Origin of the sequence: Luteipulveratus halotolerans (assembly GCF_001247745.1) — a bacterium.
Classification (GTDB): Bacteria; Actinomycetota; Actinomycetes; order Actinomycetales; family Dermatophilaceae; genus Luteipulveratus; species Luteipulveratus halotolerans.
Genome location: NZ_LAIR01000002.1, coordinates 1044468 through 1070894, shown reverse-complemented (window position 1 = coordinate 1070894; position 26427 = coordinate 1044468). Strand labels below are relative to the sequence as shown.

27 protein-coding genes are annotated in these 26427 nt (G+C 71.0%); 11 read left to right on the top strand and 16 right to left on the bottom strand.

Going from position 1 to position 26427, the window contains the following annotated elements; all coding sequences use genetic code 11:
- Nucleotides 1-9: 9 nt before the first annotated feature.
- Nucleotides 10-2340 carry a phosphoenolpyruvate--protein phosphotransferase gene (gene ptsP, locus VV01_RS05670; RefSeq protein ID WP_050669036.1) on the top strand — a complete coding sequence of 777 codons (2331 nt, stop codon included), beginning with the start codon at nucleotides 10-12 and terminating at the stop codon, nucleotides 2338-2340.
- On the opposite strand, the gene VV01_RS05665 is transcribed toward ptsP, so the two are convergent.
- The 5 genes from VV01_RS05665 to VV01_RS05645 are packed head-to-tail and all read right to left on the bottom strand — an operon-like array spanning nucleotide 2334 to nucleotide 5605.
- A complete protein-coding gene (locus VV01_RS05665) occupies nucleotides 2334-3899 on the bottom strand; it encodes a polyamine aminopropyltransferase (RefSeq protein WP_050669035.1) in 1566 nt (521 codons plus the stop codon). The two genes, ptsP and VV01_RS05665, sit on opposite strands and share 7 nt — an antisense overlap.
- 2 nt (nucleotides 3900-3901) lie before the next feature.
- Nucleotides 3902-4330 carry a DUF350 domain-containing protein gene (locus tag VV01_RS05660; RefSeq protein WP_050669034.1) on the bottom strand — a complete coding sequence of 143 codons (429 nt, stop codon included), beginning with the start codon at nucleotides 4328-4330 and terminating at the stop codon, nucleotides 3902-3904.
- Nucleotides 4331-4363: 33 nt separating this feature from the next.
- Nucleotides 4364-4606 (bottom strand): hypothetical protein, encoded by a 243-nt coding sequence (locus tag VV01_RS05655; RefSeq protein ID WP_050669033.1) that lies wholly within the window; start codon nucleotides 4604-4606, stop codon nucleotides 4364-4366.
- Nucleotides 4591-5142 (bottom strand): DUF2617 family protein, encoded by a 552-nt coding sequence (locus tag VV01_RS05650; RefSeq protein WP_050669032.1) that lies wholly within the window; start codon nucleotides 5140-5142, stop codon nucleotides 4591-4593. Before VV01_RS05650 ends, VV01_RS05655 begins: the two co-directional genes overlap by 16 nt.
- Complete coding sequence (locus tag VV01_RS05645; RefSeq protein WP_050669031.1) at nucleotides 5126-5605, bottom strand: DUF4178 domain-containing protein; 480 nt, start codon at nucleotides 5603-5605, stop codon at nucleotides 5126-5128. Before VV01_RS05645 ends, VV01_RS05650 begins: the two co-directional genes overlap by 17 nt.
- A 136-nt stretch (nucleotides 5606-5741) precedes the next feature.
- Here VV01_RS05645 and VV01_RS05640 point away from each other — a divergent pair, with 136 nt between their 5' ends.
- Nucleotides 5742-6266 carry a MarR family winged helix-turn-helix transcriptional regulator gene (locus VV01_RS05640; RefSeq protein WP_050669030.1) on the top strand — a complete coding sequence of 175 codons (525 nt, stop codon included), beginning with the start codon at nucleotides 5742-5744 and terminating at the stop codon, nucleotides 6264-6266.
- Nucleotides 6267-6293: 27 nt separating this feature from the next.
- Here VV01_RS05640 and ndk read toward each other — a convergent pair whose 3' ends face one another.
- The 9 genes from ndk to VV01_RS05595 all read right to left on the bottom strand — a co-directional run bounded on the left by ndk (nucleotide 6294) and on the right by VV01_RS05595 (nucleotide 15488).
- Nucleotides 6294-6722 (bottom strand): nucleoside-diphosphate kinase, encoded by a 429-nt coding sequence (gene ndk, locus VV01_RS05635; protein WP_050669029.1) that lies wholly within the window; start codon nucleotides 6720-6722, stop codon nucleotides 6294-6296.
- A 28-nt stretch (nucleotides 6723-6750) separates the two neighbouring features.
- Nucleotides 6751-7590: an undecaprenyl-diphosphate phosphatase gene (locus VV01_RS05630; protein WP_050669028.1), complete on the bottom strand. Its 840-nt coding sequence runs from the start codon at nucleotides 7588-7590 to the stop codon at nucleotides 6751-6753.
- Nucleotides 7587-7979, bottom strand: a complete 393-nt coding sequence (locus VV01_RS05625) for a DUF4233 domain-containing protein (protein WP_071606301.1) — start codon at nucleotides 7977-7979, stop codon at nucleotides 7587-7589. The genes VV01_RS05630 and VV01_RS05625 overlap by 4 nt, the downstream gene beginning before the upstream one ends.
- Entirely contained in the window at nucleotides 7976-9373 is a 1398-nt protein-coding gene (locus VV01_RS05620; RefSeq protein ID WP_050669027.1) for a bifunctional folylpolyglutamate synthase/dihydrofolate synthase, read from the bottom strand. Before VV01_RS05620 ends, VV01_RS05625 begins: the two co-directional genes overlap by 4 nt.
- On the bottom strand, nucleotides 9370-9879 hold the full coding sequence (locus VV01_RS05615) for a GNAT family N-acetyltransferase (protein ID WP_050669026.1): 510 nt from the start codon (nucleotides 9877-9879) through the stop codon (nucleotides 9370-9372). Before VV01_RS05615 ends, VV01_RS05620 begins: the two co-directional genes overlap by 4 nt.
- A complete protein-coding gene (gene ileS, locus VV01_RS05610) occupies nucleotides 9879-13151 on the bottom strand; it encodes an isoleucine--tRNA ligase (RefSeq protein WP_050669025.1) in 3273 nt (1090 codons plus the stop codon). Before ileS ends, VV01_RS05615 begins: the two co-directional genes overlap by 1 nt.
- Nucleotides 13152-13420: 269 nt before the next feature.
- Nucleotides 13421-13846: a hypothetical protein gene (locus VV01_RS05605; protein ID WP_157508756.1), complete on the bottom strand. Its 426-nt coding sequence runs from the start codon at nucleotides 13844-13846 to the stop codon at nucleotides 13421-13423.
- 133 nt (nucleotides 13847-13979) lie between these two features.
- Entirely contained in the window at nucleotides 13980-14897 is a 918-nt protein-coding gene (locus VV01_RS05600) for a GlxA family transcriptional regulator (protein ID WP_231635163.1), read from the bottom strand.
- Nucleotides 14898-14909: 12 nt separating this feature from the next.
- Nucleotides 14910-15488 (bottom strand): cysteine hydrolase family protein, encoded by a 579-nt coding sequence (locus tag VV01_RS05595; protein ID WP_050669023.1) that lies wholly within the window; start codon nucleotides 15486-15488, stop codon nucleotides 14910-14912.
- A gap of 160 nt (nucleotides 15489-15648) precedes the next feature.
- Here VV01_RS05595 and VV01_RS05590 point away from each other — a divergent pair, with 160 nt between their 5' ends.
- Entirely contained in the window at nucleotides 15649-17004 is a 1356-nt protein-coding gene (locus tag VV01_RS05590; protein WP_050671744.1) for an FAD-binding oxidoreductase, read from the top strand.
- 6 nt (nucleotides 17005-17010) lie between these two features.
- On the opposite strand, the gene VV01_RS05585 is transcribed toward VV01_RS05590, so the two are convergent.
- A complete protein-coding gene (locus VV01_RS05585) occupies nucleotides 17011-17694 on the bottom strand; it encodes a T6SS immunity protein Tdi1 domain-containing protein (protein WP_197275001.1) in 684 nt (227 codons plus the stop codon).
- A gap of 170 nt (nucleotides 17695-17864) precedes the next feature.
- Between VV01_RS05585 and valS the strand changes: the two genes are divergently transcribed.
- From valS to VV01_RS05545, 8 genes are all read left to right on the top strand, one after another.
- Nucleotides 17865-20510, top strand: coding sequence for a valine--tRNA ligase (gene valS, locus VV01_RS05580; protein WP_050669021.1), 2646 nt, complete (start codon nucleotides 17865-17867; stop codon nucleotides 20508-20510).
- 88 nt (nucleotides 20511-20598) lie between these two features.
- Nucleotides 20599-21324 (top strand): DUF4129 domain-containing protein, encoded by a 726-nt coding sequence (locus tag VV01_RS05575; RefSeq protein WP_050669020.1) that lies wholly within the window; start codon nucleotides 20599-20601, stop codon nucleotides 21322-21324.
- Nucleotides 21321-21836 carry a hypothetical protein gene (locus VV01_RS05570; RefSeq protein WP_050669019.1) on the top strand — a complete coding sequence of 172 codons (516 nt, stop codon included), beginning with the start codon at nucleotides 21321-21323 and terminating at the stop codon, nucleotides 21834-21836. The genes VV01_RS05575 and VV01_RS05570 overlap by 4 nt, the downstream gene beginning before the upstream one ends.
- Before the next feature lie 20 nt (nucleotides 21837-21856).
- A complete protein-coding gene (locus VV01_RS05565; RefSeq protein WP_050671743.1) occupies nucleotides 21857-22825 on the top strand; it encodes an AAA family ATPase in 969 nt (322 codons plus the stop codon).
- A complete protein-coding gene (locus tag VV01_RS05560) occupies nucleotides 22825-23853 on the top strand; it encodes a DUF58 domain-containing protein (RefSeq protein WP_050669018.1) in 1029 nt (342 codons plus the stop codon). Before VV01_RS05565 ends, VV01_RS05560 begins: the two co-directional genes overlap by 1 nt.
- Nucleotides 23853-24146 carry a hypothetical protein gene (locus VV01_RS05555; RefSeq protein WP_157508755.1) on the top strand — a complete coding sequence of 98 codons (294 nt, stop codon included), beginning with the start codon at nucleotides 23853-23855 and terminating at the stop codon, nucleotides 24144-24146. Before VV01_RS05560 ends, VV01_RS05555 begins: the two co-directional genes overlap by 1 nt.
- Nucleotides 24143-24688: a hypothetical protein gene (locus VV01_RS05550; protein ID WP_157508754.1), complete on the top strand. Its 546-nt coding sequence runs from the start codon at nucleotides 24143-24145 to the stop codon at nucleotides 24686-24688. Before VV01_RS05555 ends, VV01_RS05550 begins: the two co-directional genes overlap by 4 nt.
- A gap of 121 nt (nucleotides 24689-24809) precedes the next feature.
- Nucleotides 24810-25814, top strand: a complete 1005-nt coding sequence (locus VV01_RS05545; protein WP_050669015.1) for an IS481 family transposase — start codon at nucleotides 24810-24812, stop codon at nucleotides 25812-25814.
- Here the strand turns inward: VV01_RS05545 and VV01_RS05540 are convergent.
- The gene (locus VV01_RS05540; protein WP_197275000.1) at nucleotides 25811-26398 is read right to left on the bottom strand and encodes a TetR/AcrR family transcriptional regulator; all 588 of its coding nucleotides are present in this window, start codon (nucleotides 26396-26398) and stop codon (nucleotides 25811-25813) included. The two genes, VV01_RS05545 and VV01_RS05540, sit on opposite strands and share 4 nt — an antisense overlap.
- Nucleotides 26399-26427: the final 29 nt, after the last annotated feature.

Genomic DNA, 26427 nt, shown 5'->3' with positions numbered 1-26427 from the left:
GTCGGCGACATGATCGGCATCGTCGTCGTCTCGCACAGCCGGGCGCTCGCCGAGGCGGCGCTCGACCTCGCCCTCCAGATGGTGCAGGGCGAGGACCGGCCCACGGTCGTCATCGCCGCAGGCCTGGACGACGGGTCGCTCGGCACCGACGCGATGGCCGTGGCCGAGGCCGTCGGCGGGGCCGACTCCGGCGACGGTGTCGTCGTCCTGCTCGACCTCGGCAGCGCCGTGCTGAGCGCCGAGATGGCTCTGGAGATGCTCGACCCGGACATCGCCGGGCGCGTACGCCTGACGTCGGCACCCCTCGTCGAGGGCCTCGTGGCCGCCACCGTGGCTGCGTCCGTGGGCGGCGACCTCGACGCGGTCACCCGCGAGGCCGAGCGTGGGCTGATCGGCAAGCAGGACCATCTCGACGCTGCCACGTCGGGACCGCCGGCCGCCCCCGAGGAGGTGCCGACGTCGTACGACGCACGCGCCGAGGTCGAGGTCACCGGCGCCCACGGGCTGCACGCCCGGCCCGCAGCGCTGCTGGTGCGCACGCTGGCGGCGTACGACGCGAGCGTGCGGCTGCGCAACGTGAGCGCTGAGCGTGGCCCGGTCGACGCGCACAGCCTCAGCGCCGTCGCGACGCTCGATGCCCGGCAGGGCCACCGGCTCTCCGTCGAGGCGAGCGGTCCTGACGCCACCGCGGCGGTGGCTGCGGTGCGAGACCTCGCGACCCGTGCCTTCGGCGACAGCGTCGCGACCGAGGTGCACGATCCGCCGCTCGCCACGCGGGGGTCCGGGCTCGACGTGGCCGTCGGCCCGGCGATCGTGCTCGACGAGCAGGTCGACCTCAGCACCTACGTGGTGGGCAGCCCTGACGTCGAGCGCGAGCGGTTCGACGCGGCGCTGCGCACGGTCGACGCCGAGCTGGAGGACCTGACGACGACCGCCGCGACGCGCGCCGGCGCCGAGCACGCCGAGGTGCTCCAGGCGCACCGCGCACTGCTCGACGACCCCGGCGTCGTCGGCCCCGTCCGCGAGGCGATCACGGCCAAAGTCGCTGCACCGCAAGCGTTCTCGCGCCGCATGGACGAGCTGCACGACGCCTTCGCCCAGCTGACCGACCCCTACCAGCAGGCTCGCGCCCAGGACGTCGACGCCGTACGCCATCGGGTGCTCGCCGCGCTGACCGGCCGGTCCGACGGCACGACCGACGAGCGCGGCGTCCTGGTGGTCGACACGCTCGACCCGGCCCGCGCTGTCGCACTCGACGCCCAGCAGGTCGTGGGTGTGGTCACCCGACGTGGCGGCAGCACCGGCCACGGCGCCCTCATCGCGCGCGCTCGCGGCATCCCGCTCTACACCGACGCCGGCGACCTGCCGATCGCCGGCGGCGACGTCGTCGCGTTCGACGCACGCGACCGGCGCATCACCGCTCGCCCGAGCGAGAGCGAGCGCGCGGCGTACGAACAGCTCGTCGCCGACCGCACACGCGAACGCGCCACCGCCGAGCAGCACGCCCGCGAGCCCGTGGTGCTCGCCGACGGCACGACCGTGCTCGTGATGGCCAACGTGGGCACGCCGGCCGACGCGGACGGGCTCGTCGCGGCCGGGGCCGACGGCATCGGGCTGGTCCGCACCGAGGTGCTGTTCGGGCAGCTCTCCGTGTTGCCGACCGTGGACGAGCAGGCGCAGGCCTTCATCGCTCTCGCTCGCGCCGCCGACGGGCCGGTCACCGTGCGCACGTGGGACGTCGGCGCTGACAAGCCGCTGCCCTACCTGCCGCTCGCGGCCGAGGACAACCCCTTCCTGGGCGTGCGCGGTCTGCGCGCGTTCAGGTCCGACCCGGAGCCGCTGCTCGCTCAGCTGCAGGCGGTCTGTGTGGCGGCGCGCCAGGCTCCCGTACGCGTGATGTTCCCGATGGTCTCGCGGCCCGACGAGGTCGACTGGGCACTCACGCAGCTCAGTGAGGCAGGGCGACGTGTGGGCGGCGTACCGGACGGGCTCGAGGTCGGCGCGATGATCGAGGTGCCCGCGGCCGCCCTGCGGGCCCGCGACATCACCCGCCGGTTGTCGTTCGTGAGCATCGGCACCAACGACCTGACGCAGTACGTCATGGCGGCCGAGCGCGGCAACACCGGCGTCCAGCACCTCCTCGACGCCGGCGACCCCGCGGTGCTGCGACTGATCGCGATGGTGTGCGACGAGGTGGGCCCGCACGTCGAGGTCGCCGTGTGCGGTGACGCCGCGAGCAGGCCCGAGCTGGCGGCACGATTCGTCGAGGTCGGAGTCCGCGAGCTGAGCGCGAGCCCGCCTGCAGTAGCCCTCGTCAAAGCCCGGCTGCGTGGTCAGTAGCCGCGCCAGTCCCCTTGGCGTTCAAGGATTTTCGGACTGATCAGCGTCGACGGCGACAGCCTGAGTGGGGCACGGTCCTTCGGGAAGGTCTGCGCAGCAGTGAGCACGCTCGCGTCGACGAACCGCGTGGGCGGAGCGTCCTTCGGCATGCCCACCGGCGGCGCCGACCCCGGTGCCGCGAGGAAGAACCCCCAGTCGCCGAACGACGGCACATCGACGTGGTACGCGGTCGGCTGCAGCCCCGCAGCGCGCAAGGACGCGGCGGTGGTCCAGTACGCCTTGCGGGCGAAGTAGGGCGAGCCGGCCTGGACGACGACACGACCGCCCGGGGCGAGCGCCCGCTTCAGGAGGCCGTAGAGCTCGACGGAGTACAACTTGGCCGTGGCGACGTCGTCGGCGTCGGGCATGTCGGCGACGACCACGTCGAACGTCTGATGGTTGGCGCGCAGCCAGGTGAACGCGTCGGCGCTGACGACGTGCATCCGCGGGTCGTCGAACGCACCGTGGTTGAGCCGCTTCAGCGTCGCGTCGCTGCGGGCGAGTCGCACGACCGCGGGGTCGAGGTCGACGAGCGTCACCGACTCGACGTCGGGATAGCGCAGCAGCTCACGCGAGGCGAGACCGTCTCCCCCGCCCAGGACAAGCACCCGCCCGTGCGGCCCGGCCATGGCCGGATGCACGAGCGCCTCGTGGTAGCGGTACTCGTCGGTCGAGGAGAACTGCAGGTCGCCGTTGAGGAACAACCGGGTGTCGTCGCCGCGCAGGCTGCGGGTCACCACGACCTCCTGGTACGGCGTCCGCTCGGCCACGACGACCGGGTCGCGGAAGATCCGTTGCCGTGCGGACGTCTCGAACGCCGACGCCTGGGTGGCGAGCGCGAGCAGCGCGACCAGCACCGCGGCCAGGGCCGCCGCGAGCGCGGCCCTGACCCGTCGGCGTACGGAGGTGCGGAACAGCCCGAGCGTGACGGCGGCACCGGCCGCGGCGTTGACCGCACCGACGACGAGCGTGCCCTCGAGCAGACCGAGCCACGGCAGCAGCACGAACGGGAAGGCGAGTCCGCCCACGAGCGCCCCGACGTAGTCGGCGGCGAACAGGTCGGCCACCGCGGACGACGCGTCCTGCCGCCGGATCTGCTGCAGCAACGTCATGAGCAGCGGGATCTCGGCACCGATCAGGAACCCGATGGCGAGCGTGAGCACGACGAGCGCGGGTTGGTACAGCGACCACCAGGCGAACGCGGCATACAGCACGATCACGCTGGTGCCGCCGACCAGCGCGAGCACGATCTCGACGGCGGCGAACGCGACGGCCGCGTGCCGCGTGAGCGGCTTGGCCGCGAGCGAGCCGATGCCCATCGCGAAGACCATGAGCGCCAGCACCACCGACGCCTGCGTGACGGTGTTGCCGAGCAGGTAGGAGCCGAGCGCGACCAGGGCGAGCTCGTACACCAGCCCGCAGGCGGCGCAGACGAACACCGCCGCGAGCACCAGCGTCCGACGCACGCGCGGCGTGCGGACCTGCGGCGCGGGTGCGTCGAGCGTGCTCGGTGCGGTCACGATCAGCTGACGGCTGCGGCCACGATCAGCGCGACCGAGATGTGCGAGCTGGCGCCCACCCAGGCCGCCGGGTGTCGCTCGTGGTCGGTGACCAGGTCGCCGAGCCGACCGGGCGTGCAGACGTCGATGACCACGAAGCAGACCGCCATGAGCACGATGCCGAGCAGCCCGTAGACGCCGCTGGAGACCAGGCCCTCGCCGAGACCGTCGTAGCTGGACCGGATGGCGGTCACGACGATGATCGCGACCGCGAGCATGTTGGACGACAGCAGCAGCGCGGCGTTGGCGTTGCGCTGGTCCCAGATCAGCTCGTGCAGCCGTCCCGGCGTCAGCAGGTCGACCATCGCGTAGCCGACGGCCATCAGCAGCAGGCCGACGGCGCCGTATGCAGCGATCGCCCCGACGTCGTACAGCAGGTCTCCAGCATCCATCGTGTGCCTCTCAGATCAGTGGTGGGTGAACGGTCACTTGCCGGAGCCGGAGCCGGAGCCGCCGCCGCGGTAGCGGCTGCCCCCGGACCCGTAGTAGCTGCGGCTGCTGTCGCGGTCACACGCCTCGCGCGCCTGCGCGTCGGTGGGTGTGATGCCGGTGATGCTGCGCTGCTGCTCCTTGTAGCGCTTCATGCAGTCGTCGCGGTCGTTGCCGCACCCGGTGAGCAGGGTGGTCGCGGTGAGGCCAACGAGCAGGACGGTCAGCGGACGTCGCATGAGGACTCCTCGTGGTGGGCGTCGCGGCCGGTCGGCCGGATGCGGGTTCGGGTGTGCACGAGCTGGCCGTGCTGCGGGTAGGCGTGCCAGGTACGCCAGGCGGCGCCCTCCGGCTCGGGCTCGGCGAGCAGCGCCGTGACGGCGAGCGCGTCACCGGGGAAGGCCGCGCTGAGGGCGCCTGTACGACCGTCGAGGTCACCCAGCAGCTCGGCGACGCGAGCGCTCAGGTCGCGGCCGGTGAGGACGTCGACCTGCGTCGTCATCTCGTAGGTCCATCGTCCGGAGCCGGCCGTCGTCCGTACGCCGGGTCGCGGCAGGCGTTCGTCGACACCGGGTAGGTACGCCACCGTCTCGACGAGCGCGGGCAGCCCGGGGCCGTCGACGACGACCTGGTGCGAGGCGCCGAGCACGCGCAGCGCGACGGGTGCGTCCGCCGGACGGGCGTGCGCGAGAGCAGGCAGCACGGGATGCGCGAGCGACCACCGCAGGTCCTCGGCTCGGGTGTCGACGTAACCGAGCTCAAGCAGATGGTGCATCGGCACCGTCCTTGAACGCGCGCACGGCCGAGACGGGCACGGGCCGGCCGATGCTGATCTCCCACGGCCGTGACCCGAACCGCTCGAACGAGAGCCGCTCCCCGTCGTGCCGGTAGTCGGCGTACGAGCACCGCCCCGCCGGGCCGTACGGCGAACGTCCCTCGACCATGTAGTTGGCCTCGCCGCGCTCGTAGCGGGTCCAGCGGCGGCCGTCGACACGCACCCATCGCCCGTCGGGCTCGGCGATCAGGTCGGGGCGCGGCGTCCACAGCGTGAGGCTCAGGCCGTCCTCGTCCTCGACCGACAGCCACTGGCTGCCGAGGCCGGTGTCGGCCAGCAGGTGCTCGGACCACACGACGTCGTCCTGCTCGAGCCAGACGGAGGCGACGATCGGCGTACGGCGCTGGTCGACCTGGACGATGACATCAGGTGCCAGCTCGGTGAGACGCACAGCGGTGGACATGATTCCTTCGGTGTCGAGCGGGCCGGGCCGCGGGCTCGGACGACACACCCGTCGCGGTGGTTCCTCCCCGGCGCGACATCGTAGACGGGCGGGTCGGCCGACGGTGGCCTCGTCCGCTTTGGCACACTGACCACCCATGACGCCACGCAAGAAGGCGGCCCCGACCGAGCGCGAGCGCTACGAGGCCGAGGTCGCCGCCTACGTCGCTGCCGGTGGCAGCGAGGACGTCCAGCGCGTCATCACCGCCGTGCACGGCCTCCACCGCCGCCTGTCGCAGTGGTACACCCAGTCCCTCACCGACGTCGGCCTGTCCGGTGGCGAGTGGGGCGTGATCTCACAGCTGGCGACGGCGCCCGGCGGTGAGGTCATGACCCCGACGCAGCTCGCGACGGCGTTGTCCGTCGCGCCGTCGTCGATGACGCACCGCCTCGACAAGATGACCGAGCGGGGCCTGGTCGAGCGAACTCCCGACCAGGAGAAGCGCACCCGGGTGCTGGTCACGCTCACACCCGAGGGGTGGCGCACGTTCCAGCAGGTGATCAAGGACTCCGACGTGGTCGAGTCCGATGTGCTCGAGCGGCTCGACGCCGATCAGCGGGTGCAGCTCGCCGACCTGCTGGAGCAGGCGATCGCCGGAGTCGACGACGCGCTGTCGACCTGAGGCCGCAGCGCGTCGTACGACGGGCGGTCAGCTCTGGGGGAACCAGATGCCGATCTCGCGCTGCGCGGACTCGGTCGAGTCGGAGCCGTGCACGATGTTCTGCTGCACCTTCAGGCCCCAGTCGCGGCCGAGGTCGCCACGGATCGAGCCCGGCGCGGCCTCCGTGGGATTGGTCGCACCGGCCAGCGAGCGGAAGCCCTTGATGCAGTCCTGCCCCTCGATGACCGCGAACGTCGCCGGGCCGGAGGACATGAACTCCACGAGCGGCTCGTAGAACGGCTTGCCCTCGTGCTCGGCGTAGTGCTGGGCGAGGCGGTCGCGGTCGGGCGTCTCGACCTTGAGCGACACCAGCGTGTAGCCCTTGGCCTCGATGCGCCGCAGCACCTCGCCGGTGAGTCCGCGGCGGTATCCGTCGGGCTTGACGATGACCAGGGAACGTTCGATCTGTGCAGTCACGGTGCAGACCCTATCGAGGTGCTGCGCGTCAGACGGGCGGGGCCGCCGCGTCGACCGCCCCGAACGCGAGCAGGCCGAAGATCACCAGCGCGAGGACCACGCGGTAGATCACGAACGGCTTGAAGTCGTGGGTGGTGATGTAGCGCATCAGCCAGGCGATGACGGCGTACCCGACGACGAACGCGATCACAGTCGCGATCGCGATCGGCCCCCACGGCGGGTTGGGGTCGTCCTCACCGATCTTGACGACCTTGAAGAGCCCGGACGCGAGCACCGCGGGGATCGCGAGCAGGAAGGAGTACCGCGCTGCGGCCTCACGGGTGTAGCCCATGAACAGACCACCGGCGATCGTGCCGCCCGAGCGGGACACGCCCGGGATCAGGGCACACGCCTGCCAGAAGCCGAAGGCCACACCGTCGCGCGGCGTGATCTGCTCGAGACTCTTGCGCTGCCGGGCGATCGAGTCGGCGACGTAGAGCACGATGCCGAACACCAGGAGCATCGAGGCGGTGATCCACAGGTTGCGCAGCGTGCTGTCGATCTTGTCCTGGAACAGCAGGCCGAGGATGCCGATCGGCAGGGTGCCGATGATGACCAGCCAGCCCATGCGGGCGTCGGGGTCCGAGCGCGGCACCTTGCCGACGAGCGAGAGCGCCCACTGCTTGATGATCCGGGCGATGTCACGCCAGAAGTAGACGATCACCGCCGCCTCGGTGCCGAGCTGGTTGATGGCCGTGAACGCCGACCCGCCGCCGTCGTTGTCGAAGAACAGGCGCGCCACGATCAGCTGGTGCGCTGAGCTGGAGATCGGGAGGAACTCGGTCAGGCCTTGGACGATGCCGAGAACCACGGCCTCGATCCAGCTCATGCAGGTCTCCTGGTGGTGTAGTCGCGAGTCAGCTGGTCCATCTTGTGGCCCTGGAACAGGGCGGTGATCCACAGCGCTGCGAACATCAGACCGACGAACAGCATGGCGGGGACGATGAATCCGGACGCGAGCGTAGCGGCCTGGACGAGCCAGCCGAGCGTCACACCCCACGGACGGCGCAACACACCGGAAGTCAGCAGGCTGAGCACAGCGAGCACACATCCGACGACGAGGTAGGTGCGGTGCTGCGACCCACCGTCGGCGCGGTTGATGGCGTACGCGACCAGGGCACCGAAGAAGATGGCGAACGCCTGGCTCGCGACCACGACGGCAGCGAACCGCCGTGTCATCTTCTCGCCGACCCCGTAGATGAGCAGGCGACCGATCATGCGTCGGCCTCGCCCAGCCCGAGCAGCATCCGCACCTCGGCGGCCGTCACGACCGAACCCGTCGCGAGGACGCCGCCTCCGACACCGCCGCCCTCGTCGGCCAGGCCGGCCGCCTGGTCGAGGGCGTCGGGCAGGTCGCGGACGACGGTCACGCGGTCCTCGCCGTAGATCTCACGGGCGAGTCGGCCGAGCTCCTCGGGCGGGGTCGCCCGCACCGAGGTCGTCCGGGTCACGACGACGTGGTCGAGGATCGGCTCGAGCGCCTCGAGCATCTGCTCGGCGTCCTTGTCCTGCAGGATCGCGATCACGCCGACCAGCCGGTTGAACGTGAACGAGTCGTTGAGCGCCTCGCGCAGCGCGGCCACACCGGCCGGGTTGTGCGCGGCGTCGACCAGCACGGTCGGCGACCGTCGGACGATCTCCAGCCGACCGGGCGAGGTGACCTCGGCCAGGCCCGCACGCAGCACCTCGTCGGACAGCGGCTGCTCTCCCCCGCCGAGGAACGCCTCGACAGCGGCGATCGCCGTTGCCGCGTTGTGGGCCTGGTGCTCACCGAACAACGGCAGGAACAGGTCGTCGTACGACGCCGCCAGCCCGCGCACGGACAGCTGCTGGCCTCCGACCGCGGCCTCGCGGGCGGTCAGGCCGTAGTCGCGGTCCTCGCGGTTGAGGCTCGCCCCGACCTCCTCGACCCGCTCCTCGATCAGCTCGTCGACCTCGGGCTCCTGACGGCTCACGACTGTGATCGAGCCGGGCTTGATGATGCCGCGCTTCTCGGTGGCGATGTCCTCCAGGCTGCTGCCGAGCAGCCGCTGGTGGTCGATCGCGATCGGGGTCAGCACGGCGACCGTCGCATCGGCCACGTTGGTGGCGTCCCAGACACCGCCGAGGCCCACCTCGACGACGGCGACGTCGACGGGCGCGTCGGCGAAGACGGCGTACGCCAGCACGACCAGCACCTCGAAGTAGGTCATCCGTACATCGCCCGCAGCCGCCGACTCGGCATCGACGATCTCGATGAAGGGCAGCACCTCGTCGTAGGTGTCGACGAATCGCTGGGCGTCGATCGCCTTGCCGTTCAACGAGATCCGCTCACGGATGTCGTGCAGGTGGGGGCTGGTGAACCGGCCCGTGGAGATGCCGGTCTCGCGCAGCACCCGCTCGATGATGCGAGCGGTCGACGTCTTGCCGTTGGTGCCCGTCAGGTGGATCAGCGGGAAGCTGCGCTGCGGGTCACCCATGAGCTCCATGCACCGGGCGACGCGGTCCAGCGACGGCTCGGGCGAGCTCTCCGGCGTCCGGGCGAGGATCGCCTCCTCGACCTCTCGCATCCGCTTGTGCAGCTCGAGGCGACGGGCCGCCTCGACCTGGGCTGCGTCCGGGCGGCCGCTCATGCCTCACCGTCCTGCGTCAGCACCAGGCGCATCCAGACGCTGTCGGGGATGCCGGACCCGCTGCTCTCGCGCTCGATCTCGGCGAAGCCGAAGTGCTCGTAGAACGCGGCGGCGTTGTCGTTGCCGGCGAGGTAGGAGAGCCGGATCTCGTCGTGACCGTCCTCGCGCGCCTTGGCGATCACAGCGCGAAGCAACCGGCCGCCGATGCCGTCGCTCTGGCGCTCGGGCAGGACGTAGAGCTTCCAGAGGGTGAGGTGACCGTCGGACGGGCCGACGCTGGCCATGCCCACCACCTCGTGGTCGACCTCGGCCACGGTGACCCGGCCCGCGCGGATCGCGGGGATCGTCGCCTCCTGGGTCCACCACTTGGCCAGACCCATCGCGACGTAGTCGTCACCGGCGATCGGCCCGTAGGTGACCGGCCAGGTGCGGTGCCCGACCTCGATCACGGCGGTGAGGTCCTCACCGTCGGCCTGCCGGATCACGAGGCGGTCCTCGGCCACCATCACGCTGACACCTTCTTGACCTCGATCGTCACGGTGAGCCCGTCGCCCACCTTGGCCTGCTCGCCGCGACCCGGCGGCAGGTCGTGCCCGGCGCCCGCCGAGCCGAACTGCGTCGCCAAGGTCTCACGCATGATCAGCTGCTGGTGCTCGACCGTCGCCTCCCAGACGCTGTCGTCACCGGTGACGGCGAGCGAGATGCGGTCGGTGACCTCCAGACCCGCCTTGCGGCGCGCCTCCTGCACCGCACGGATCACGTCGCGTGCCAGGCCCTCCCGGGCCAGCTCCTCGGTGACCTCGGTGTCCAGGACGACGAACCCGCCGCCGGGCAGCATCTGCACGGCGCGGCTGGCCGAGTCGCCCGACTCGTCGACCACGGTCTCGAGGGTGTACTCACCCTCCTGCAGGGCGAGTCCGCCACTGGTGACCACACCGTCGTCGCCGACGCTCCAGTCACCGGACTTGGAGCCCTTGATCGCGAGCTGGACGTCCTTGCCGAGGCGCGGCCCGGCGGCACGGGCGTTGACGACCAGGCGCTGCGAGACGCCGAAGTCGGACGCGCTCGCGTCGGCGATGTCGACCAGACCGACCGTGCGCACGTTGACCTCGTCAGCGACCACGGAGGTGAACGGCTCGAGCGCGCTCGCGTCGGCCGTCACGACCGTGACGTTGCCGAGGGGCAGTCGTACGCGCAGCTGCTGGGCCTTGCGCAGGCTCAGCGTCGCACCGCACACGTCGCGTGCGCGGTCCATCGCCGCGACCAGGTCGGCGTCGGCCGGCAACGTCGACGCGTCGGGCCAGTCGGTGAGGTGGACCGACCGACCGCCGGTCAGACCGCGCCAGATCTGCTCGGTGGTGAACGGCAGCAGCGGAGCCGCGACGCGCGTCACCGTCTCGAGCGCGGTGTAGAGGGTGTCGAACGCCTCGTGCGCGCTGCCTTCCCAGAACCGCTCACGCGAACGCCGGATGTACCAGTTGGTCAGCACGTCGAGGAAGCCGTGCACCGAGTCGCAGGCCCCGGCGACGTCGTACACGTCGAGGCGGGTCTGTACGTCCTCGACCAGGTCGCGCAGCTTGGCGAGGAGGTACTGGTCGAGCACGTCCGTGGACGACGTCGTGGCCTTGGCCTCGTAGCCGGCGGCGTTGGCGTACAGGCTGAAGAAGTACCAGCTGCTCCACAGCGGCATCAGCACCTGACGCACGCCGTCGCGGATGCCCTGCTCGGTGACGACCAGGTTGCCGCCGCGCAGGATCGGGCTCTGCATGAGGAACCAGCGCATCGCGTCGGCGCCGTCGCGGTCGAACACCTCGTTGACGTCGGGGTAGTTCTTGAGCGACTTGGACATCTTCTGGCCGTCGGAGCCGAGCACGATGCCGTGGCAGATCACCGAGCTGAACGCCGGCTTGTCGAACAGACCGGCCGCAAGGATGTGCAGCATGTAGAACCAGCCGCGCGTCTGCCCGATGTACTCGACGATGAAGTCGGCCGGGAAGTGGTGCTCGAACCACTCGGCGTTCTCGAACGGGTAGTGCACCTGGGCGTAGGACATCGAGCCCGAGTCGAACCACACGTCCAGCACGTCCTCGACGCGGCGCATCGTCGACCGCCCGCTCGGGTCGTCGGGGTTGGGCCGCGTGAGCTCGTCGATGTAGGGCCGGTGCAGGTCCTCCAGGCGTACGCCGAAGTCGCGCTCCAGCTCATCGAAGGAGCCGTAGACGTCGACTCGCGGGAACTCCGGGTTGTCCGACTTCCAGACGGGAACGGGACTGCCCCAGAAGCGGTTTCGGGTGATCGACCAGTCGCGGGCGTTCTCGAGCCAGCGACCGAACTGCCCGTCCTTGACGTTGCCCGGCACCCAGTTGATCTCCTGGTTGAGCTCGAGCATGCGGTCCTTGAACTTCGTGACCTCGACGAACCAGCTGCTGACCGCCATGTAGATCAGCGGGTTGCGGCAGCGCCAGCAGTGCGGGTAGCTGTGGTCGTAGGACTCGCGGCGCAGCAGCACCGTCCCGTCGGTGGTCGCGCCGGCCTCGCCCTCACCGCGCGTGCGCGCCTTGAGGTGGTCGATGATGTGCAGGTTGGAGTCGAAGACCTGCATGCCCTCGTACTCGGTCACCGGGTAGGTGAACCTGCCGTCGGGGCCGACGGGGATCACCGGCGCGATGCCCTCGCGGTCGGTGACGACCATGTCCTCCTCACCGAACGCGCCCGCGGTGTGCACCAGGCCGGTGCCGTCCTCGGTCGTGACGAAGTCCGCCTCGAAGACCCGGAACGCCTTGTCGTGGCCCTCGAAGTAGGAGAACGGAGGTGTGTAGGAGACGCCCAGCAGGTCGGCGCCGGTGAGCCGCTGCACGACGTGCTCGCGCCAGTCGGCCTTGGCGTCACCGAACAGCTCCTTGGCGTACGCCGCCACGCGCGCCTCGGCGATCACGTAGCGCTCGGTCGTGCCCGTGAAGTCGGACTCGACCACGACGTAGTCGATGTCGCGGCGCACCATGATGCCGAGGTTGGAGGGCAGGGTCCACGGCGTCGTCGTCCAGATGAGCAGGCGCGCACCCGCGAGGTCGTGGTCGCCGGTGACCCGGAAACCGACGGTCACCGCCGGGTCCTGACGCATCTTGTAGACGTCGTCGTCCATGCGCAGCTCGTGGTTGGACAGCGGCGTCTCGTCGTTCCAGCAGTAGGGCAGGACGCGGAAGCCCTCGTAGATCAGACCCTTGTCGTAGAGCTGCTTGAACGCCCAGATCACCGACTCCATGTAGTCGGGGTTGAGCGTCTTGTAGTCGTTGTCGAAGTCGACCCAGCGGCCCATCCGCTTGACGTAGGTCTCCCACTCGGCGGTGTAGCGCAGCACCGAGTCGCGCGCGGCGCCGTTGAACTTCTCGATCCCCATCTCGAGGATCTCGTCCTTGGTCTTGAGGCCGAGCTGGTTCATCGCCTCGAGCTCGGCGGGCAGCCCGTGAGTGTCCCAGCCGAAGCGACGCTCGACGCGGCGGCCGCGCATCGTCTGGTAGCGCGGGATGAGGTCCTTGACGTAGCCGGTGAGCAGGTGACCGTAGTGCGGCAGTCCGTTGGCGAAGGGCGGACCGTCGTAGAAGACGAACTCGTTGTCACCGTCGGTGCCGGCGTCACGCGCCTCGACCGAGGCCCGGAAGGTGTCGTCGGCCTCCCAGTAGGCGAGCACGCCCTGCTCGATGTCAGGGAACCGCGGTGTCGCAGCGACACCCTGGGGCGTCTCGTCCGGGGTGCTGAGGTCGACCTTGGGGTAGGTCATCGGCGTGGCATCTCTCTCGCGTCGTCGAACCTGCTCACGAGGACGACGTTGCCCGGACTGCCCGGGCGGCACCGCGGTACCACCTCGCTTGCCGCACGCGTCGCTCGTGGTGAGCGCGCGACGTACGGCCGCTTCGCCTGAGCTGTCACGGGCTCGTCCCGTCCGGGTCTAGTGAGCGCTGCTTGCGCCGTTCTTCCGGAGGCTCGCCGCTGATGACGGCTCAGACGCCTTGTGCGCCCATCGTACGCGACGCCCTCGGTCCACTCACCTCAGTTGAAGGTGTCCGAGTCGACGGACCAGCGTCCCTTGATCCGGACCATGGTGAAGTCGTCCTCAGAACCGGAGCCGAGCCCGGACCAGGCGACGGTCGCGTGGTTGCCGTTGACCGTGCTCTGGCGGACCGTGGCGGCTTTGAGCCGAGCCGGGTCGTTCATGCCGAGGAGCCAGCCGAGCATCTGCGGGCACTGCGCCTGCTCGGTGGCGTCGAGGCCTCCGGACTCGTCCTCGGCGGCCACCAGCGTGCAGGCCTGCTGGTGGTCACCGGTCGACCAGGAGTCCATGAACGACTGCGCCACCCCGTCGGGTCCCAGCCCAGCCGCCCTGGCCTGGCCTTCTGCGCCTCCGGACCCTCCGCAACCGGCGAGCAGTGCAGCGCTCAGCACGCAGCTGACGACGACGGCTGTACGACGAACCATGGCTTCGGTCTCCCTCCCCGCGGAGCGCTCTGCTCCGACCGGCGGCCATCCTGCCCGATCGTCCGCGAGCGCGGAGGCATGGAGACGCCCCTGTTCTCGGGCTGCCCGCCCGAGAGCGGTCGCTTCCCCGCGGTCAGCCGGCGAGTGCGCGGGCTCGCAGGCGCCGCAGCATCCGGGCGTCCTCGAAACCGGTGGCGCGAGCGGCGGACTCGATCGTCGCCCCCTGACCGATGAGGTGCTGGGCGTGCTCGACCCGCAGTGCCTGCTGGTAGCGCAGCGGGGTCGTGCCGGTCGTGGTGACGAACAGCCGGGTCAGCGTGCGCTCGCTCACTCCCCCGTGCGCGGCGAGCGTCGACAGCGGCAGGGTGCGGGTGAAGTCGCGATCGATGAGGTCCTGCACCCGGTGCACGACGTCGGACAGGTGCCCGCGGTGGCGCAGCATGGCGCTCTCCTGAGGATGCTCGCCGTTGCGCCGGACGTAGACCACCATCGACCGCGCGACGCGGGCCGACAGGGCCGGGCCGTGCTGCTGGGCGATGAGGTGGAGCGCGAGGTCGATGCCGCTGGCGATGCCTGCAGAGGTCACGACCCGGTCGTCGTCGCTGAAGAGCACGTCGTGCTGCACCGCGGCCCGCGGGTAGCGAGTCGCGAGCTCGGCCTGCAGTTCGTGGTGAGTCGTGCAACGCCGTCCGTCCAGGAGACCGGCCCGCCCGAGCGCGTCAGCCCCCGAGCAGACGCTCGCGACCGTGCCTCCGTTGCGATGGTGCCGTCGCAGCGCCTGGAGCGCCGGCTCGCGCAGCGGCGAGTGGCTCAGCAGGCTCGAGCCTCGCCAGCCCGGGACCACGACGAGGTCGTCGCGACCCAGGTCCGGCCAGGTCGTGCTGGCCCGCGTCGCGAGGCCCTGAGCGGTCGGGACGTCCTCCTGCTCGGCGACATAGCGCAGCTCGTAGCCGGCACCGAGGTCGGCAGCGGTGTGAAAGGCCTGGGCCGGGCCTGCGAGGTCGAGCAGGTGGAGCCCGGGTACGAGCAGGAAGACGACCGTGCGCATCATGATCCGGTCACGCTACACAAGCTCAGCCACCGTGCGGATCGTCGCGAACCGGCCCGCCAGGGCGTACTCGGTGCGCTCCACGACCTGCTCGACCGGCATCGTGCGCGGATCGGCCAGCACCTGCTCCAGCGGACGGCCGGCCTCGGCGTCGCGGTGCTCGATCGGGAACGTCGCCGTCGCATCGACGACGAAGTCGACCGCGTAGCCGAGGTCGGAGGCGACCCGGGCCGTCGTCTCGCAGCAGCGCTCGGTCTGGATCCCGCACAGCCGGACCGTGGTCACGCCGTGACCGGTGAGGATCTGCTGCAGATTCGTGGTCGTGAAGGCGTTGTGCGACGTCTTGCGCACGGTGGGCTCACCCTCCTGCGGCTCCAGCCCGTCCATGAGCACGACATGGCCGAGATCGGGGTCGAACACGCCGCCCGTGCCGGGCTCGATGTGCATCACCCACACCACGAGGTCGCCGGCGGCGCGCGCGGCGTCGACCAGACGGCGTACGTCCTGGACGATGTCGGGGTTGGAGGTCGCGGCCCAGACCGGGCGCTGCTCGAAGGACTTCTGGACGTCGATGACGACGAGTGCTGTGGTCATGGCAGTCAGCCTGGTCGTACGACGCGCGTCCGACCAGGCCGCATCGCGACGACCACCGGACCGATCCAGTCACGTGCGGCGGATCGTGCGCGGCCGTCTGGAGCGGCTCCGCGGCACAGGCCTGCTCCGACGGCACGGCGGCACCAGGCACGATGGGTCGGTGAGCCAGATCACTGCCCCCGACCTCGAGCCCGGTCGCGTGGTCGCCGACCGCGACGTCGCGCTCGCCTACGCCACCGACTACAGCCACGGCTCCACAGCCCCCGATGACTTCCTCGTCGTCCGCGCTCGTGACCGTGACGACGTGGTCGCCGTGCTCGAGCACGCGCAGGCGCACCGGATCCCCGTCGTCCCGCAGGGGGCACGTACCTCCTTGTGCGGTGCGGCGACCGCGCTCGAGGGCGGCATCGTGCTCAACGTCGAGGCGCTGCGCAGCACCCGGATCGAGGTCGACGAGCGGTACGCCGTCGTCGGCCCGGGCGTCAACACAGCCGCCCTGAAGCAGGCCGTCGCCGCCGAAGGGTTGTTCTACCCGCCGGACCCGGCCTCCTCCCCCATGTGCACGATCGGCGGCAACGTCGCCACCAACGCCGGTGGTCTGTGCTGCGTCAAGTACGGCGTGACCGCCGACTACGTCCGCGGCCTGGAGGTCGTGCTCGCCGGCGGGGAGGCGATCCGCACCGGTCGGCGTACGGCGAAGGGGGTGGCGGGCCTGGACCTGACCGGCCTGTTCGTCGGCTCCGAAGGCCAGCTCGGTGTCGTCACCGAGGCCGTCCTGAAGCTCGTCCCTGCGGCCGACGCACCGCTGACGGCACTGGCGACGTTCGGGTCGTTGGAGCAGGTGACCCGTGGCCTGGTCGCACTGCGTGCCGACCGGCACAGCCCCAACCTCATCGAGGTCCTGGACCACGCCTCGCTCCAGCTGATCCAGCAGGTCGAGGACTTCGGCTTCCCGGCCGACGCCCAGGCGGCGCTGCTCGTGCAGTCCGACCGACCGGGGCACACGGCCGAGGACGTCCAGCGGTACGCCGACCTGCTCACCGCGGCGGGCGCCGTCGAGGTCGCGGTCGCCGACGACCCGCAGGAGGCCGACGCCCTGATGGCCGGGAGGCGGGCGCTCGCACCGTCGTTCGAGCTGAAGGGGCCGCACTTCATCGAGGACGTCTGCGTGCCGGTCGGCCGCCTGGGCGAGCTCATCGCCCGCGCCGAGGAGCTGTCAGCACGCTCGGGCGTCGACATCGTGATGTCGGGTCACGGGGGCGACGGCAACCTGCACCCGACGGTGTTCTACGCCGAGGACGTGCCCGGCAGCCGCGAGCGGGCCGAGGAGGCGTTCGAGTCGCTGGTCGACCTGGCCCTCGGCATGGGCGGCACCATCACCGGCGAGCACGGGGTCGGGGCGCTCAAGCGTCAGTGGCTGCCGCGCGAGCTCGGGGAGGCAGAGCTGGCTCGACAGCGAGCGATCAAGGCGATGTTCGACCCGGTCGGCATCCTCAACCCGGGCCGACCGCTGTGAGCGACCTCAGCCGCGGGTCTGACCGACCGAGCGGTGGATCTGGGTCAGGTGCTCCTGGCCCGGACCCTTGGCGAGCGCGTCCGGGCTGACCGTGCCGCCGAGGGCGAGCATCGGCACGAAGTAGTAGATCTCGTCGGTCTCGAGACGGCCGAGCTTCTGGCGGGCACCGCCGCGCGGGCCCTCGAGGTCGGAGACGTGGGAACCGCTGCCGGGCAGGTGCTCCTCGAAGAACTCGACCAGGTCGTTGCTGACGACCGTGTTGCTCTGGAAGTGCGGGTCGAGGCACTGGATGCGGTCCTGCCCGCCGACCTGGTCGTAGTGGTAGAGGTGCCCGAAGCTCGTCGCGACGATCGGCACCGAGGTGACGTCCGGTCCGAGCCACGTCTGCAGCACCTGCATCCACGCACCCGGGTCGAGCACGGCGACGCGCTGGTCGCCGTAGAACCCGACGCCGTGCTCACGCCACAGCGAGACCAGCGCTGCGGGCATCCGGCCCTCGGCGTAGGTCAGGAAGTCCTCGGAGGGGCGCACCACGTCGGCGTCCGGTGGCAGCGCAGCCACGAAACCCTGCAGTGACTGCGCACTCGGCTGGGCAGCGGGGGCGTCCCACTGCTGGCCGTACGACGGCCGGCCGCCGTCGGCCGGGTAGCCACCCGCCTGCGGTGCATAACCGCTGAACTGATCGCTCATCGTGCCCTCCCAGTTGGCTGACCGCCTGTTCTGCGCCCGACGGTACTCGACGCGCCCGAGTACGCCACGTCCGCGACCGGTGTGGCGACGTCCGTGTGGAACCGACCACATCGTTCAGGCCCACCAAACCCGGGTGATCGTCGCCTTCCCGGTCTGGGATCATGTCCGGCATGACTGACACGCCCCAGCCGCGCACCGCGCGGGTCCCTGACAAGCCCACCGTCGATGGACTTGAGGACAAGTGGGGTCAGGTATGGGAGGACAACGGCACCTACGCGTTCGACCGTGAGCGGGCGCTGTCGCTGCCGCGCGAGCAGGTGTTCTCGATCGACACTCCCCCGCCGACCGCGAGCGGCAGCCTGCACGTCGGTCACGTCTTCGGCTACACCCACACCGACTGCATGGCCCGCTACCAGCGCATGATCGGCAAGGAGGTCTTCTACCCGATCGGGTGGGACGACAACGGCCTGCCCACCGAGCGCCGGGTGCAGAACTACTACGGCGTGCGCGGAGACCACGCGGCGGCGTACGACCCGGACTTCACGCCACCGCTGAAGGGCGCCGAGGGCAAGTCGGTCAAGGCCGCCGACCAGGTGCCGATCAGCCGCGCCAACTTCATCCCGCTGTGCGAGGAGCTCACGGTCGAGGACGAGAAGGCGTTCGAGTCGCTGTTCCGTACGCTCGGCGCCTCGATCGACTGGACGCAGACCTACCGCACCATCGACGAGCGTTCGCGTGCCGTGGCCCAGCAGGCGTTCCTGCACAACGTCGAGCGCGGCGAGGCCTATCAGGCCGAGGCGCCGGGCCTGTGGGACGTGACGTTCCAGTCGGCCGTCGCCCAGGCCGAGCTCGAGGCCCGTGACTACCCCGGTGCGTTCCACACCGTGTCGTTCCACCGCCCCGACGGCTCGACCATCGAGATCGAGACGACGCGGCCTGAGCTCGTCCCGGCCGTGGTGGCGCTGATCGCCCACCCCGACGACGAGCGGTACGCCGACCTGTTCGGCACCACCGTGACCTCACCGCTGTTCGGGGTCGAGGTGCCGGTGCTGGCGCACCAGGCCGCCGAGCCCGACAAGGGCGCCGGCATCGCGATGTGCTGCACCTTCGGCGACCTGACCGACGTGCAGTGGTGGCGCGAGCTGCAGCTGCCGATCCGATCGGTCATCACCCGCAACGGTCGGCTCACCGGCGAGACGCCCGAGTGGATCGCCGGTGGCAAGGGCGAGGCTCTCTATGCCGAGCAGCTCGCCACCAAGACCGTGCACACCGCACGCGAGAACATCGTGACCGCGCTGCGTGAGTCGGGCGACCTGATCGGTGAGCCCAAGAAGACCCAGCGCAAGGCCAACTTCTTCGAGAAGGGTGACAAGCCGCTGGAGATCGTCACGAGCCGGCAGTGGTACATCCGCAACGGCGGGCGCAGCGCTGAGCTGCGCGACGCGCTGATCGCGCGCGGTGACGAGATCGACTTCCACCCGGGCTTCATGCGCAGCCGCTACGCCAACTGGATCAGCGGTCTCAACGGCGACTGGCTCATCAGCCGCCAGCGGTTCTTCGGTGTGCCGTTCCCGGTCTGGTACCCGATCGACGCCGAGGGCGAGATCGACCACGAGCACCCGATCTACGCTGCCGCCGCCTCGCTGCCGGTCGACCCGCAGACCGACGTCCCGCCCGGCTTCGACGCCGAGCAGCGAGGCGTGCCAGGCGGATTCGCCGGTGACCCCGACATCATGGACACCTGGGCGACCTCGTCGCTCTCCCCGCAGATCGCGACGGGTTGGCCGGTCGAGAGCAACGCCGGTGAGCGCAACGACGACGAGCTGTTCGCCAAGATCTTCCCGATGGACATGCGTCCGCAGGGCCACGACATCATCCGCACGTGGCTGTTCGCCACGGTCGTGCGCGCCCACTACGAGCACGGCTCGGTGCCGTGGACCGACGCCGCCATCAACGGCTGGATCCTCGACCCCGACCGCAAGAAGATGTCCAAGTCCAAGGGCAACGCCGAGACCCCGGAGGACGTCCTGCGCCAGTTCGGTGCGGACGCGGTCCGCTACTGGGCGGCGTCCGGTCGCCTCGGCACCGACTCGGCGTACGACACCGCCCAGATGAAGGTCGGCCGCCGCCTGGCGATGAAGGTCCTCAACGCGAGCAAGTTCGCGCTGTCGTTCGGCGAGGTCGAGGGTGACCTCGCCGCCAAGGTGACCCATCCGCTCGACCGCTCGATGCTGGCCGCGCTGCGCGACGTGGTCGACGGTGCGACCAAGGGTTTCGAGGCCTGGGACTACACCCGTTCGCTCGAGCTGACCGAGACGTTCTTCTGGACGTTCTGCGACGACTACGTCGAGCTGGTCAAGGACCGCGCCTACGGCGGCCAGGGCGACGATGCCGCGGCGAGCGCCCGCGCGGCTCTGCGGATCGCGCTCGACGTGCAGCTGCGGCTGCTCGCGCCGGTGCTGCCGTACGCCACCGAGGAGGTCTGGTCGTGGTGGCACGACGGCTCGGTGCACCGCACGACCTGGCCGACCGTCGACGAGGTGCCCGCAGGCGGTGACCCGGCCGCACTGGTCGCCGTGGGCTCGGCACTCGCCGGTGTCCGCAAGGCGAAGTCGGACGCCAAGATGGGCATGCGCGCCGAGGTCACCGCGATGACGTTGACCGGTCCGGCCACCACGCTCGAGCACGTGCGAGGCGCCGAGGGTGACCTGCGTGCTGCCGGCAAGGTGAGCGGGATGACCTACGCCGACGGCGACGAGCTGGTCATCGCCGACGTCGAGCTGGTGCCCCCGCCGCCCAAGGCGCCGAAGGCCTGATCCACCGCGCGGGCCGCCCAGGTCACGAATTCGACAAGGCCAGGTCGTACGCGTCCGAACCATCTGGCGCCTGCGTAGTGTCGGCGGCATGGTCGGGGGTCGGAACGAGGATGCCCCGGCACGGCTGAGCAGCCGTGCCGGGCTCGTCGCGACGAGCGCCGCGCTCGGGCTGCTCGTCCTCGTATGGGCGGTCACCTCAGGGGGCCCGATCGCACACCGGCCTCGCCGCGACTGGGACCCGCCGACTCCACCGCAGGCTGCAACCACGACCAGCGAGAGCGCGACGTCCGCCACGCCGCCGTCCGGTTCGGCGGGAGGGGCCGGCGGGACACCGCTCGGGAGCCTCGTCGCCGCCCTGTTCACCGCCGCCGTGGTGATCGCCCTCATCGCCCTGACCGTCGCCGTCGGTCGCGCCGTGCTCGCGGCGCTGCGAGGTCGCCGCCTGCGCCGGTCCCGCGCGCTGCACGACCCCGTGCCGCCGGTGGCCGAAGCGGTTGCCGAGAGCAGGCACGCACAGCATGCGGCACTGCTCGAGGGTGCTCCGAGCAACGCCATCGTCGCCTGCTGGGTGCAGCTCGAGCAGTCCGTGGCCGATGCCGGCGTACACCGGGCCCCGAGCGAGACGTCCGCCGAGCTGACTCTGCGCGTCCTCGACGACCTCGACACCGATCGCGAGGCGCTGCGGATCCTGGCCGGTCTCTACCGCGAGGCACGCTACTCGCAGCACCCCTTGACCGAGGACCACCGCCGCCGGGCCCAGGACGCGCTCGACCGCATCCACGCGCACCTGCCGAGCCGAGCGGGTCGCCGATGAGCCGCACGTGGGTCAAGCGCGTGGCCGGCGTCGTGGCGGCCGCTGTCGTGCTCAATGTCGTGCTGCGCTGGATGGACGCCTCGCCCGACCCGGTCGGCATCACGGTTCTCGCCCTCGCCGTCGCCTGCCTGTGGTGGCTGGTGAGCGATCTCGGCGTACACCTGCAGCCCACAGAGTGGACGGCTCACGCCGTCCAGACCTCGCGACGGCCGGCGGCTGACGGCCGCCTCGGAGTGCTGCACCGCGCTGTGCACGACACGTTCGACCCCCGCGGCGCGGGTACGACGTCGGCCCACGCCCCGGTCACCGTGCAGGCCGTCCTGCGCGACGCCACGGCCGGCCGCCTGCGTCACTCCCACGCCACCGGAGCCGACGAGACCTCCGTCCAGGTCGTACGCCGACTGCTCCCCGACCGCGACCCCGAGCTCGCCGCCTACCTGCTCAGCGAGCCTGCGCCGCGGCCCGAGCCGCGCACCCTGGACCGGCTCATCTCACGAATCGAGGCCCTGTGAGCACCCTTCCCGCACCCGCCATGACGATCCCCGACACGACGCGACTGGCTCAGGACGTCCTGGACAACGTCGAGCGCGCGGTCGTCGGCAAGCGCGAGTCGTTGGAGCTGGTCCTCGCGACGGTGCTGGCCGGCGGTCACGTGCTCCTGGAGGACTTCCCCGGCCTCGGCAAGACGCTCGCCGCGAGGTCTCTGGCCCAGTCGCTCGGGCTGGACTTCACGCGCGCCCAGTTCACCCCCGACCTGCTGCCCGCCGACCTCACCGGCTCCTTCATGTACGACCAGTCCAGGCACGAGTTCTCCTTCCGGGAGGGGCCGCTGTTCACCGGGCTCCTGCTCGCCGACGAGATCAACCGCACGCCGCCGAAGACCCAGGCGGCCCTGCTGGAGGCGATGCAGGAGCGCCAGGTCACGATCGAGGGCCAGACCTTCGCGCTGCCGCAGCCGTTCCACGTCATCGCCACGGCCAACCCGGTGGAGTACGAGGGCACCTACCCCCTCCCCGAGGCCCAGCTCGACCGCTTCCTCGCCCGCGTCTCGTTCGGCTACCCGAGCGCGCAGGACGAGCTGGACGTGCTGCGGCGCCGCACCGCGCGCCACCAGGAGGAGATCACCCTCTCGCCCGTCACCGATGCCGCCGGCCTGCTCGCCGCGCAGACGGCCATCGAGCACGTGCACGTCGAGGACTCGGTCGCCGACTACTGCGTGCGCCTCGCGCAGGCCACCCGCGAGCACGCCCACATCCAGATCGGCGCCTCGCCGCGCGGGTCGCTCGCGCTGCTGCTCGTCGGTCGAGCCCGCGCCGTCATCCGGGGTCGGGACTACGTCGTCCCCGAAGACGTCAAGGCGGTCGCCACGGCGGTCCTCGCGCACCGGGTCAGCCTCAAGCCCGAGCTGTGGATGACCGAGCACACCCCGACGTCGGTGATCCACGCGCTACTGTCGTCGCTGCCGGTGCCCACGACCGGCGGCACGGCGGTCGGCGACTGATGTCGGGGCTGCCCGGTGACGACGACGTCCCGCCACGCTGGCGACCCACCCTGCTGTTCGTCCAGGGCGCGCTCGTCGCGGGGGTGGCCGCGCTGCTGGCGGTCCTGGCCCACCGGCCCGACCTCCTGGTCCTCGCCACGCCGTTCGTCGTGATCACCGCCTGGTCCATCGCGTCGTGGCCGGACCACGTCCCCGCGGTGCACGCGAGTCTGCGCCGTACCCGGCTGCGTGAGGGCGAGACCTCGGCCTGGGACATCACCGCCGAACCATCGGTCGGTGCCGAGCAGCTCGTCGGCGTCCTGGAGGAGGTCCCGCACGTGCGCACCGACCCCGAGGTGCCCATGACCATCGCGCCCGTCGGGTCCGGCGCGACGCACGCGAGCATCACGTGGCAGCCCCTACGCTGGGGCCGCCGCACCATCGGCAACGGCACGGTGACGCTCGTGTCCGCGTGGGGCGCAGCACGGCTGGGCCCGATCCCGACGGCCGGCACCACGGCTCTCACCTCGCCCGGCGAGGAGACGTTCAGCCTGGTCGCCGCAGCACCGCACCCGCTCGGGCTCGTGGGTCTCAACCGCAGCAGGCGACCGGGCGACGGGACCGAGTTCGCCGACATCCGGCCCTTCCAGCGCGGCGACCGGCTGCGACGTGTCCACTGGCCGGTGTCCGCTCGGACCGGTCAGATCCACGTGCGCACGACCTACGCCGAGCAGGACACCGAGGTGCTGCTGGTCGTCGATGCGCTGGTCGACGTCGGTGTCAGCGAGGGCGTCGAAGGCCGGCAGAGCACTCTCGACCTCGAGGTGCGAGCCGCGGCGGCGCTGACCACTCACCTGCTCGCGCGAGGTGAGCGCGTCGCGTTGCGTGCGTTCGGCATGCCCACCCCCGTCGACGTGCCTGCGGGCACAGGGCTCGACAGCAGCGCCGCCTCCTCGACCGTCTCGCCGAGGTCCACACGGCGACCGGCCCTCGACGCGGCCGCGTCGCACAGCACCGGGTCCACACAGGTCCTGGCGCCCTCGTGCTGATGCTCACTCCTCTGGTCGCCCGTGACGCCGCCGAGCAGGCCGCTCACCTGGCCCAACGCGGACTCACGGTGGTCGTGGTCGACTGCCTGCCACCCGACGTCGTGGTCGCCGGCAGCGACGACGACGCCGAGCTGTCGACCGCCTGGCGCATCCGCCGTCTCGAGCGCGAGCTCGAGGTCGCGCACCTGCAGCAGCGCGGCGTGCCCGTCATCCCGTGGAACGGCCCCGGTTCACTCGACGTGGTGCTGCGGCAGATCGCCCGCCGCCCGGCACCGCGCACGGTCGTGCGATGAGGCTCCTGGACCTGGTGGCCCGCCGGATCGGGGCCACGCATCGCGACCGTCTCCTGCTCGGCGCGGTCATCGTCGGCGCCGCGCTGCTGTTCTGGTGCGCGGCACAGGCGGCAGGCGACCCGCCGGCGTTCCTGGTCGGGCTCTTCGTCCTCGCCCTGGCCGCCGTGACCGTCAACCCGCACACCGCGACCGGCGCCGGTCTGCTGCTCGTGTCCGTGTGGCTGTGGTACGTCGCGGTCGACGACTCGACGACGTGGTGGTCGCTCGTGGCCGGCTGCGCTCTCCTGACGGTTCACAGCGCCCAGAGCCTGCTCGCGAGCGGCCCTGACCCGGCCCCGGTACCCACGACGATCGCCCGTACGTGGCTACGCCGCACGCTCGCCGTCGCGGGGGTGACGCTCGCGACCGGCGCCCTCACCCTCACGCTGCACGGTCGGTCCAGCACGAGCACGACCGCCACGATCATCGGCCTCGCCGTCGTGGCGGCCGCCGTGGTCGCTGTGCTGATCGCCGCGCGCGACCAGGGCGACGAAGCCCACTAGGTGTTGCGGCGCATGAGGTTGGTGACACGGCCGGGTAGCTAAGGGCGGGCAGGTCCCTGCGGCGACAGGATGAAGGTGTCAAGCCGTTCATCACGTCGAGTCAGCCGAAGGAACCTGCCCTATGCCCCACAGTAAAGCCGCCCTGTCGTTCGAAGGACGTCGTCGCCTGGTGCGCCGGTGCCAGCACCGCCCGATCGCGCACGTCGCAGCGGAGGCCGCGGTCTCGCGGCAGTGCTTGTCGAAGTGGTACGCCCGGTGGCGTGAGCACGGCGACGAAGGGTTGCACGACCGGACCAGCCGGCCCCGCCGTTCCCCGACCGCCACACCGCCGCAGGTGGTGGAACAGGTCATCGCGTTGCGCAAACGCAAGTGGTCCGCGCGGCGGATCCATCTGGAGCTGAGCGCCCAGGGCGTCAGGATCGCGGTGTGCACGATCAGCCGGATCCTGGTCCGGCACGGACTGAACCGGCTGCGGCACCTGGACGTTGACGGGGAACCGTTGCGGGCGCCGGGAAAGATCACTGCCCGGTACCCCGGGCACATGACCCACCTGGACGTGAAGAAGGTCGGGCGCATCCCCGACGGCGGCGGGTGGCGGGTGCACGGTCGCGGGTCGGCCCAGGCCAAGGCCGCCGACCGGGCCAAGACCCGTGGCGCCCGCACCGGGTACACCTACCTGCACTCCGCCCTCGACGGGTTCTCCCGGCTGGCCTACACCGAAGCCCACGACGACGAGAAGGCCGTCACCGCGATCGGGTTCTTGTTCCGTGCCCGGGTGTTCTTCGCCGCGCACGGCATCACCCGCTTCACCCGGATCGTGACTGACAACGGGTCCTGCTACCGCGCCAGTGCGTTCACCCGGGCCGTGCACTCCTTCGCGGCCAAGCATCAGCGGATCAAGGCGTTCACGCCCAAGCACAACGGCAAGGTCGAGCGCTACCAGCAGACCTACACCCACGAGGTCCTCTACGCCGCCGCGTACGAGTCCGAGCAGCAGCGTCGCGACCAGCTCCAGGTGTGGCAGGTCCACTACAACTACCATCGCCCCCACACCGCCGCGGGCGATCAGCCGCCGGCCTCACGACTGCCAGCCGGCGTCACCAACCTCATGCTCAGTTACAACTAGGCGCGCAGGACCTGACTGGCGATCCAGGCGATGTTGTCGGCGGTCTCCGCCGGCGTACCCGAGGGCTGCATGACATGGCTGAGCACGACCCGCACGATCACGTCGATACCCGCTGCCTGCTGGTAGTCCGCGAACGGGATGCCGTACGGCTCGATGCGGGATGCGACCGCGGCCTTGGCCATACCGAGGAGCGACTCCGCGTTGGTGGTGAGCAGGGGCAGCAGCTCGGTGTCGGCGCCGTGGGTCGCCGAGACCACCGACCGGAGCAGCTCGTTGCGAGCGGCGAGCTCGAGCACGCCGTACGCGGCCGCCCGGACCGCCGCGACCAGGTCATCCGGGTGGGCGTCGAACGCCTCCTCGACCTCGGTGAGGAAGCGCGCGAGCTCAGCGAACACCAGCGCCTGAGCCAGGTCGGACTTGCCGCCGATCTCGTTGTAGACCGTCTGGCGGCTGACACCTGCTGCCTTGGCCAGCCCGCCCATCGTGACCGATGCCCAGCCGTGCGCCGTGGTCTGCGCCGCCGCAGCGGCGATGATGCGCTCCCGTGTGCCGAGACCGATCGTCGGTGCTGCATCCCCCGTCATGGGGGACATCGTAGGCACCGACCTGTCTG

Excerpts from the sequence above, each read along its gene's own strand:
- VV01_RS05570 (WP_050669019.1), top strand. The coding sequence starts at position 21,321 with ATGAGCCGCACGTGGGTCAAGCGCGTGGCCGGCGTCGTGGCGGCCGCT.
- VV01_RS05560 (WP_050669018.1), top strand. The coding sequence starts at position 22,825 with ATGTCGGGGCTGCCCGGTGACGACGACGTCCCGCCACGCTGGCGACCC.
- VV01_RS05615 (WP_050669026.1), bottom strand. The coding sequence starts at position 9,879 with ATGGTGGCCGAGGACCGCCTCGTGATCCGGCAGGCCGACGGTGAGGAC.
- VV01_RS05545 (WP_050669015.1), top strand. The coding sequence starts at position 24,810 with ATGCCCCACAGTAAAGCCGCCCTGTCGTTCGAAGGACGTCGTCGCCTG.
- VV01_RS05640 (WP_050669030.1), top strand. The coding sequence starts at position 5,742 with ATGACGCCACGCAAGAAGGCGGCCCCGACCGAGCGCGAGCGCTACGAG.
- ileS (WP_050669025.1), bottom strand. The coding sequence starts at position 13,151 with ATGACCTACCCCAAGGTCGACCTCAGCACCCCGGACGAGACGCCCCAG.
- VV01_RS05565 (WP_050671743.1), top strand. The coding sequence starts at position 21,857 with ATGACGATCCCCGACACGACGCGACTGGCTCAGGACGTCCTGGACAAC.
- VV01_RS05605 (WP_157508756.1), bottom strand. The coding sequence starts at position 13,846 with ATGGTTCGTCGTACAGCCGTCGTCGTCAGCTGCGTGCTGAGCGCTGCA.
- VV01_RS05600 (WP_231635163.1), bottom strand. The coding sequence starts at position 14,897 with ATGATGCGCACGGTCGTCTTCCTGCTCGTACCCGGGCTCCACCTGCTC.
- VV01_RS05575 (WP_050669020.1), top strand. The coding sequence starts at position 20,599 with ATGGTCGGGGGTCGGAACGAGGATGCCCCGGCACGGCTGAGCAGCCGT.
- VV01_RS05630 (WP_050669028.1), bottom strand. The coding sequence starts at position 7,590 with ATGAGCTGGATCGAGGCCGTGGTTCTCGGCATCGTCCAAGGCCTGACC.
- VV01_RS05655 (WP_050669033.1), bottom strand. The coding sequence starts at position 4,606 with ATGCGACGTCCGCTGACCGTCCTGCTCGTTGGCCTCACCGCGACCACC.
- VV01_RS05620 (WP_050669027.1), bottom strand. The coding sequence starts at position 9,373 with ATGAGCGGCCGCCCGGACGCAGCCCAGGTCGAGGCGGCCCGTCGCCTC.
- VV01_RS05595 (WP_050669023.1), bottom strand. The coding sequence starts at position 15,488 with ATGACCACAGCACTCGTCGTCATCGACGTCCAGAAGTCCTTCGAGCAG.
- VV01_RS05625 (WP_071606301.1), bottom strand. The coding sequence starts at position 7,979 with ATGATCGGTCGCCTGCTCATCTACGGGGTCGGCGAGAAGATGACACGG.
- VV01_RS05645 (WP_050669031.1), bottom strand. The coding sequence starts at position 5,605 with ATGTCCACCGCTGTGCGTCTCACCGAGCTGGCACCTGATGTCATCGTC.
- VV01_RS05550 (WP_157508754.1), top strand. The coding sequence starts at position 24,143 with ATGAGGCTCCTGGACCTGGTGGCCCGCCGGATCGGGGCCACGCATCGC.
- VV01_RS05540 (WP_197275000.1), bottom strand. The coding sequence starts at position 26,398 with ATGACGGGGGATGCAGCACCGACGATCGGTCTCGGCACACGGGAGCGC.
- VV01_RS05660 (WP_050669034.1), bottom strand. The coding sequence starts at position 4,330 with ATGGATGCTGGAGACCTGCTGTACGACGTCGGGGCGATCGCTGCATAC.
- VV01_RS05555 (WP_157508755.1), top strand. The coding sequence starts at position 23,853 with ATGCTCACTCCTCTGGTCGCCCGTGACGCCGCCGAGCAGGCCGCTCAC.
- VV01_RS05585 (WP_197275001.1), bottom strand. The coding sequence starts at position 17,694 with ATGAGCGATCAGTTCAGCGGTTATGCACCGCAGGCGGGTGGCTACCCG.
- ptsP (WP_050669036.1), top strand. The coding sequence starts at position 10 with ATGATCGGCATCGTCGTCGTCTCGCACAGCCGGGCGCTCGCCGAGGCG.
- VV01_RS05650 (WP_050669032.1), bottom strand. The coding sequence starts at position 5,142 with ATGCACCATCTGCTTGAGCTCGGTTACGTCGACACCCGAGCCGAGGAC.
- valS (WP_050669021.1), top strand. The coding sequence starts at position 17,865 with ATGACTGACACGCCCCAGCCGCGCACCGCGCGGGTCCCTGACAAGCCC.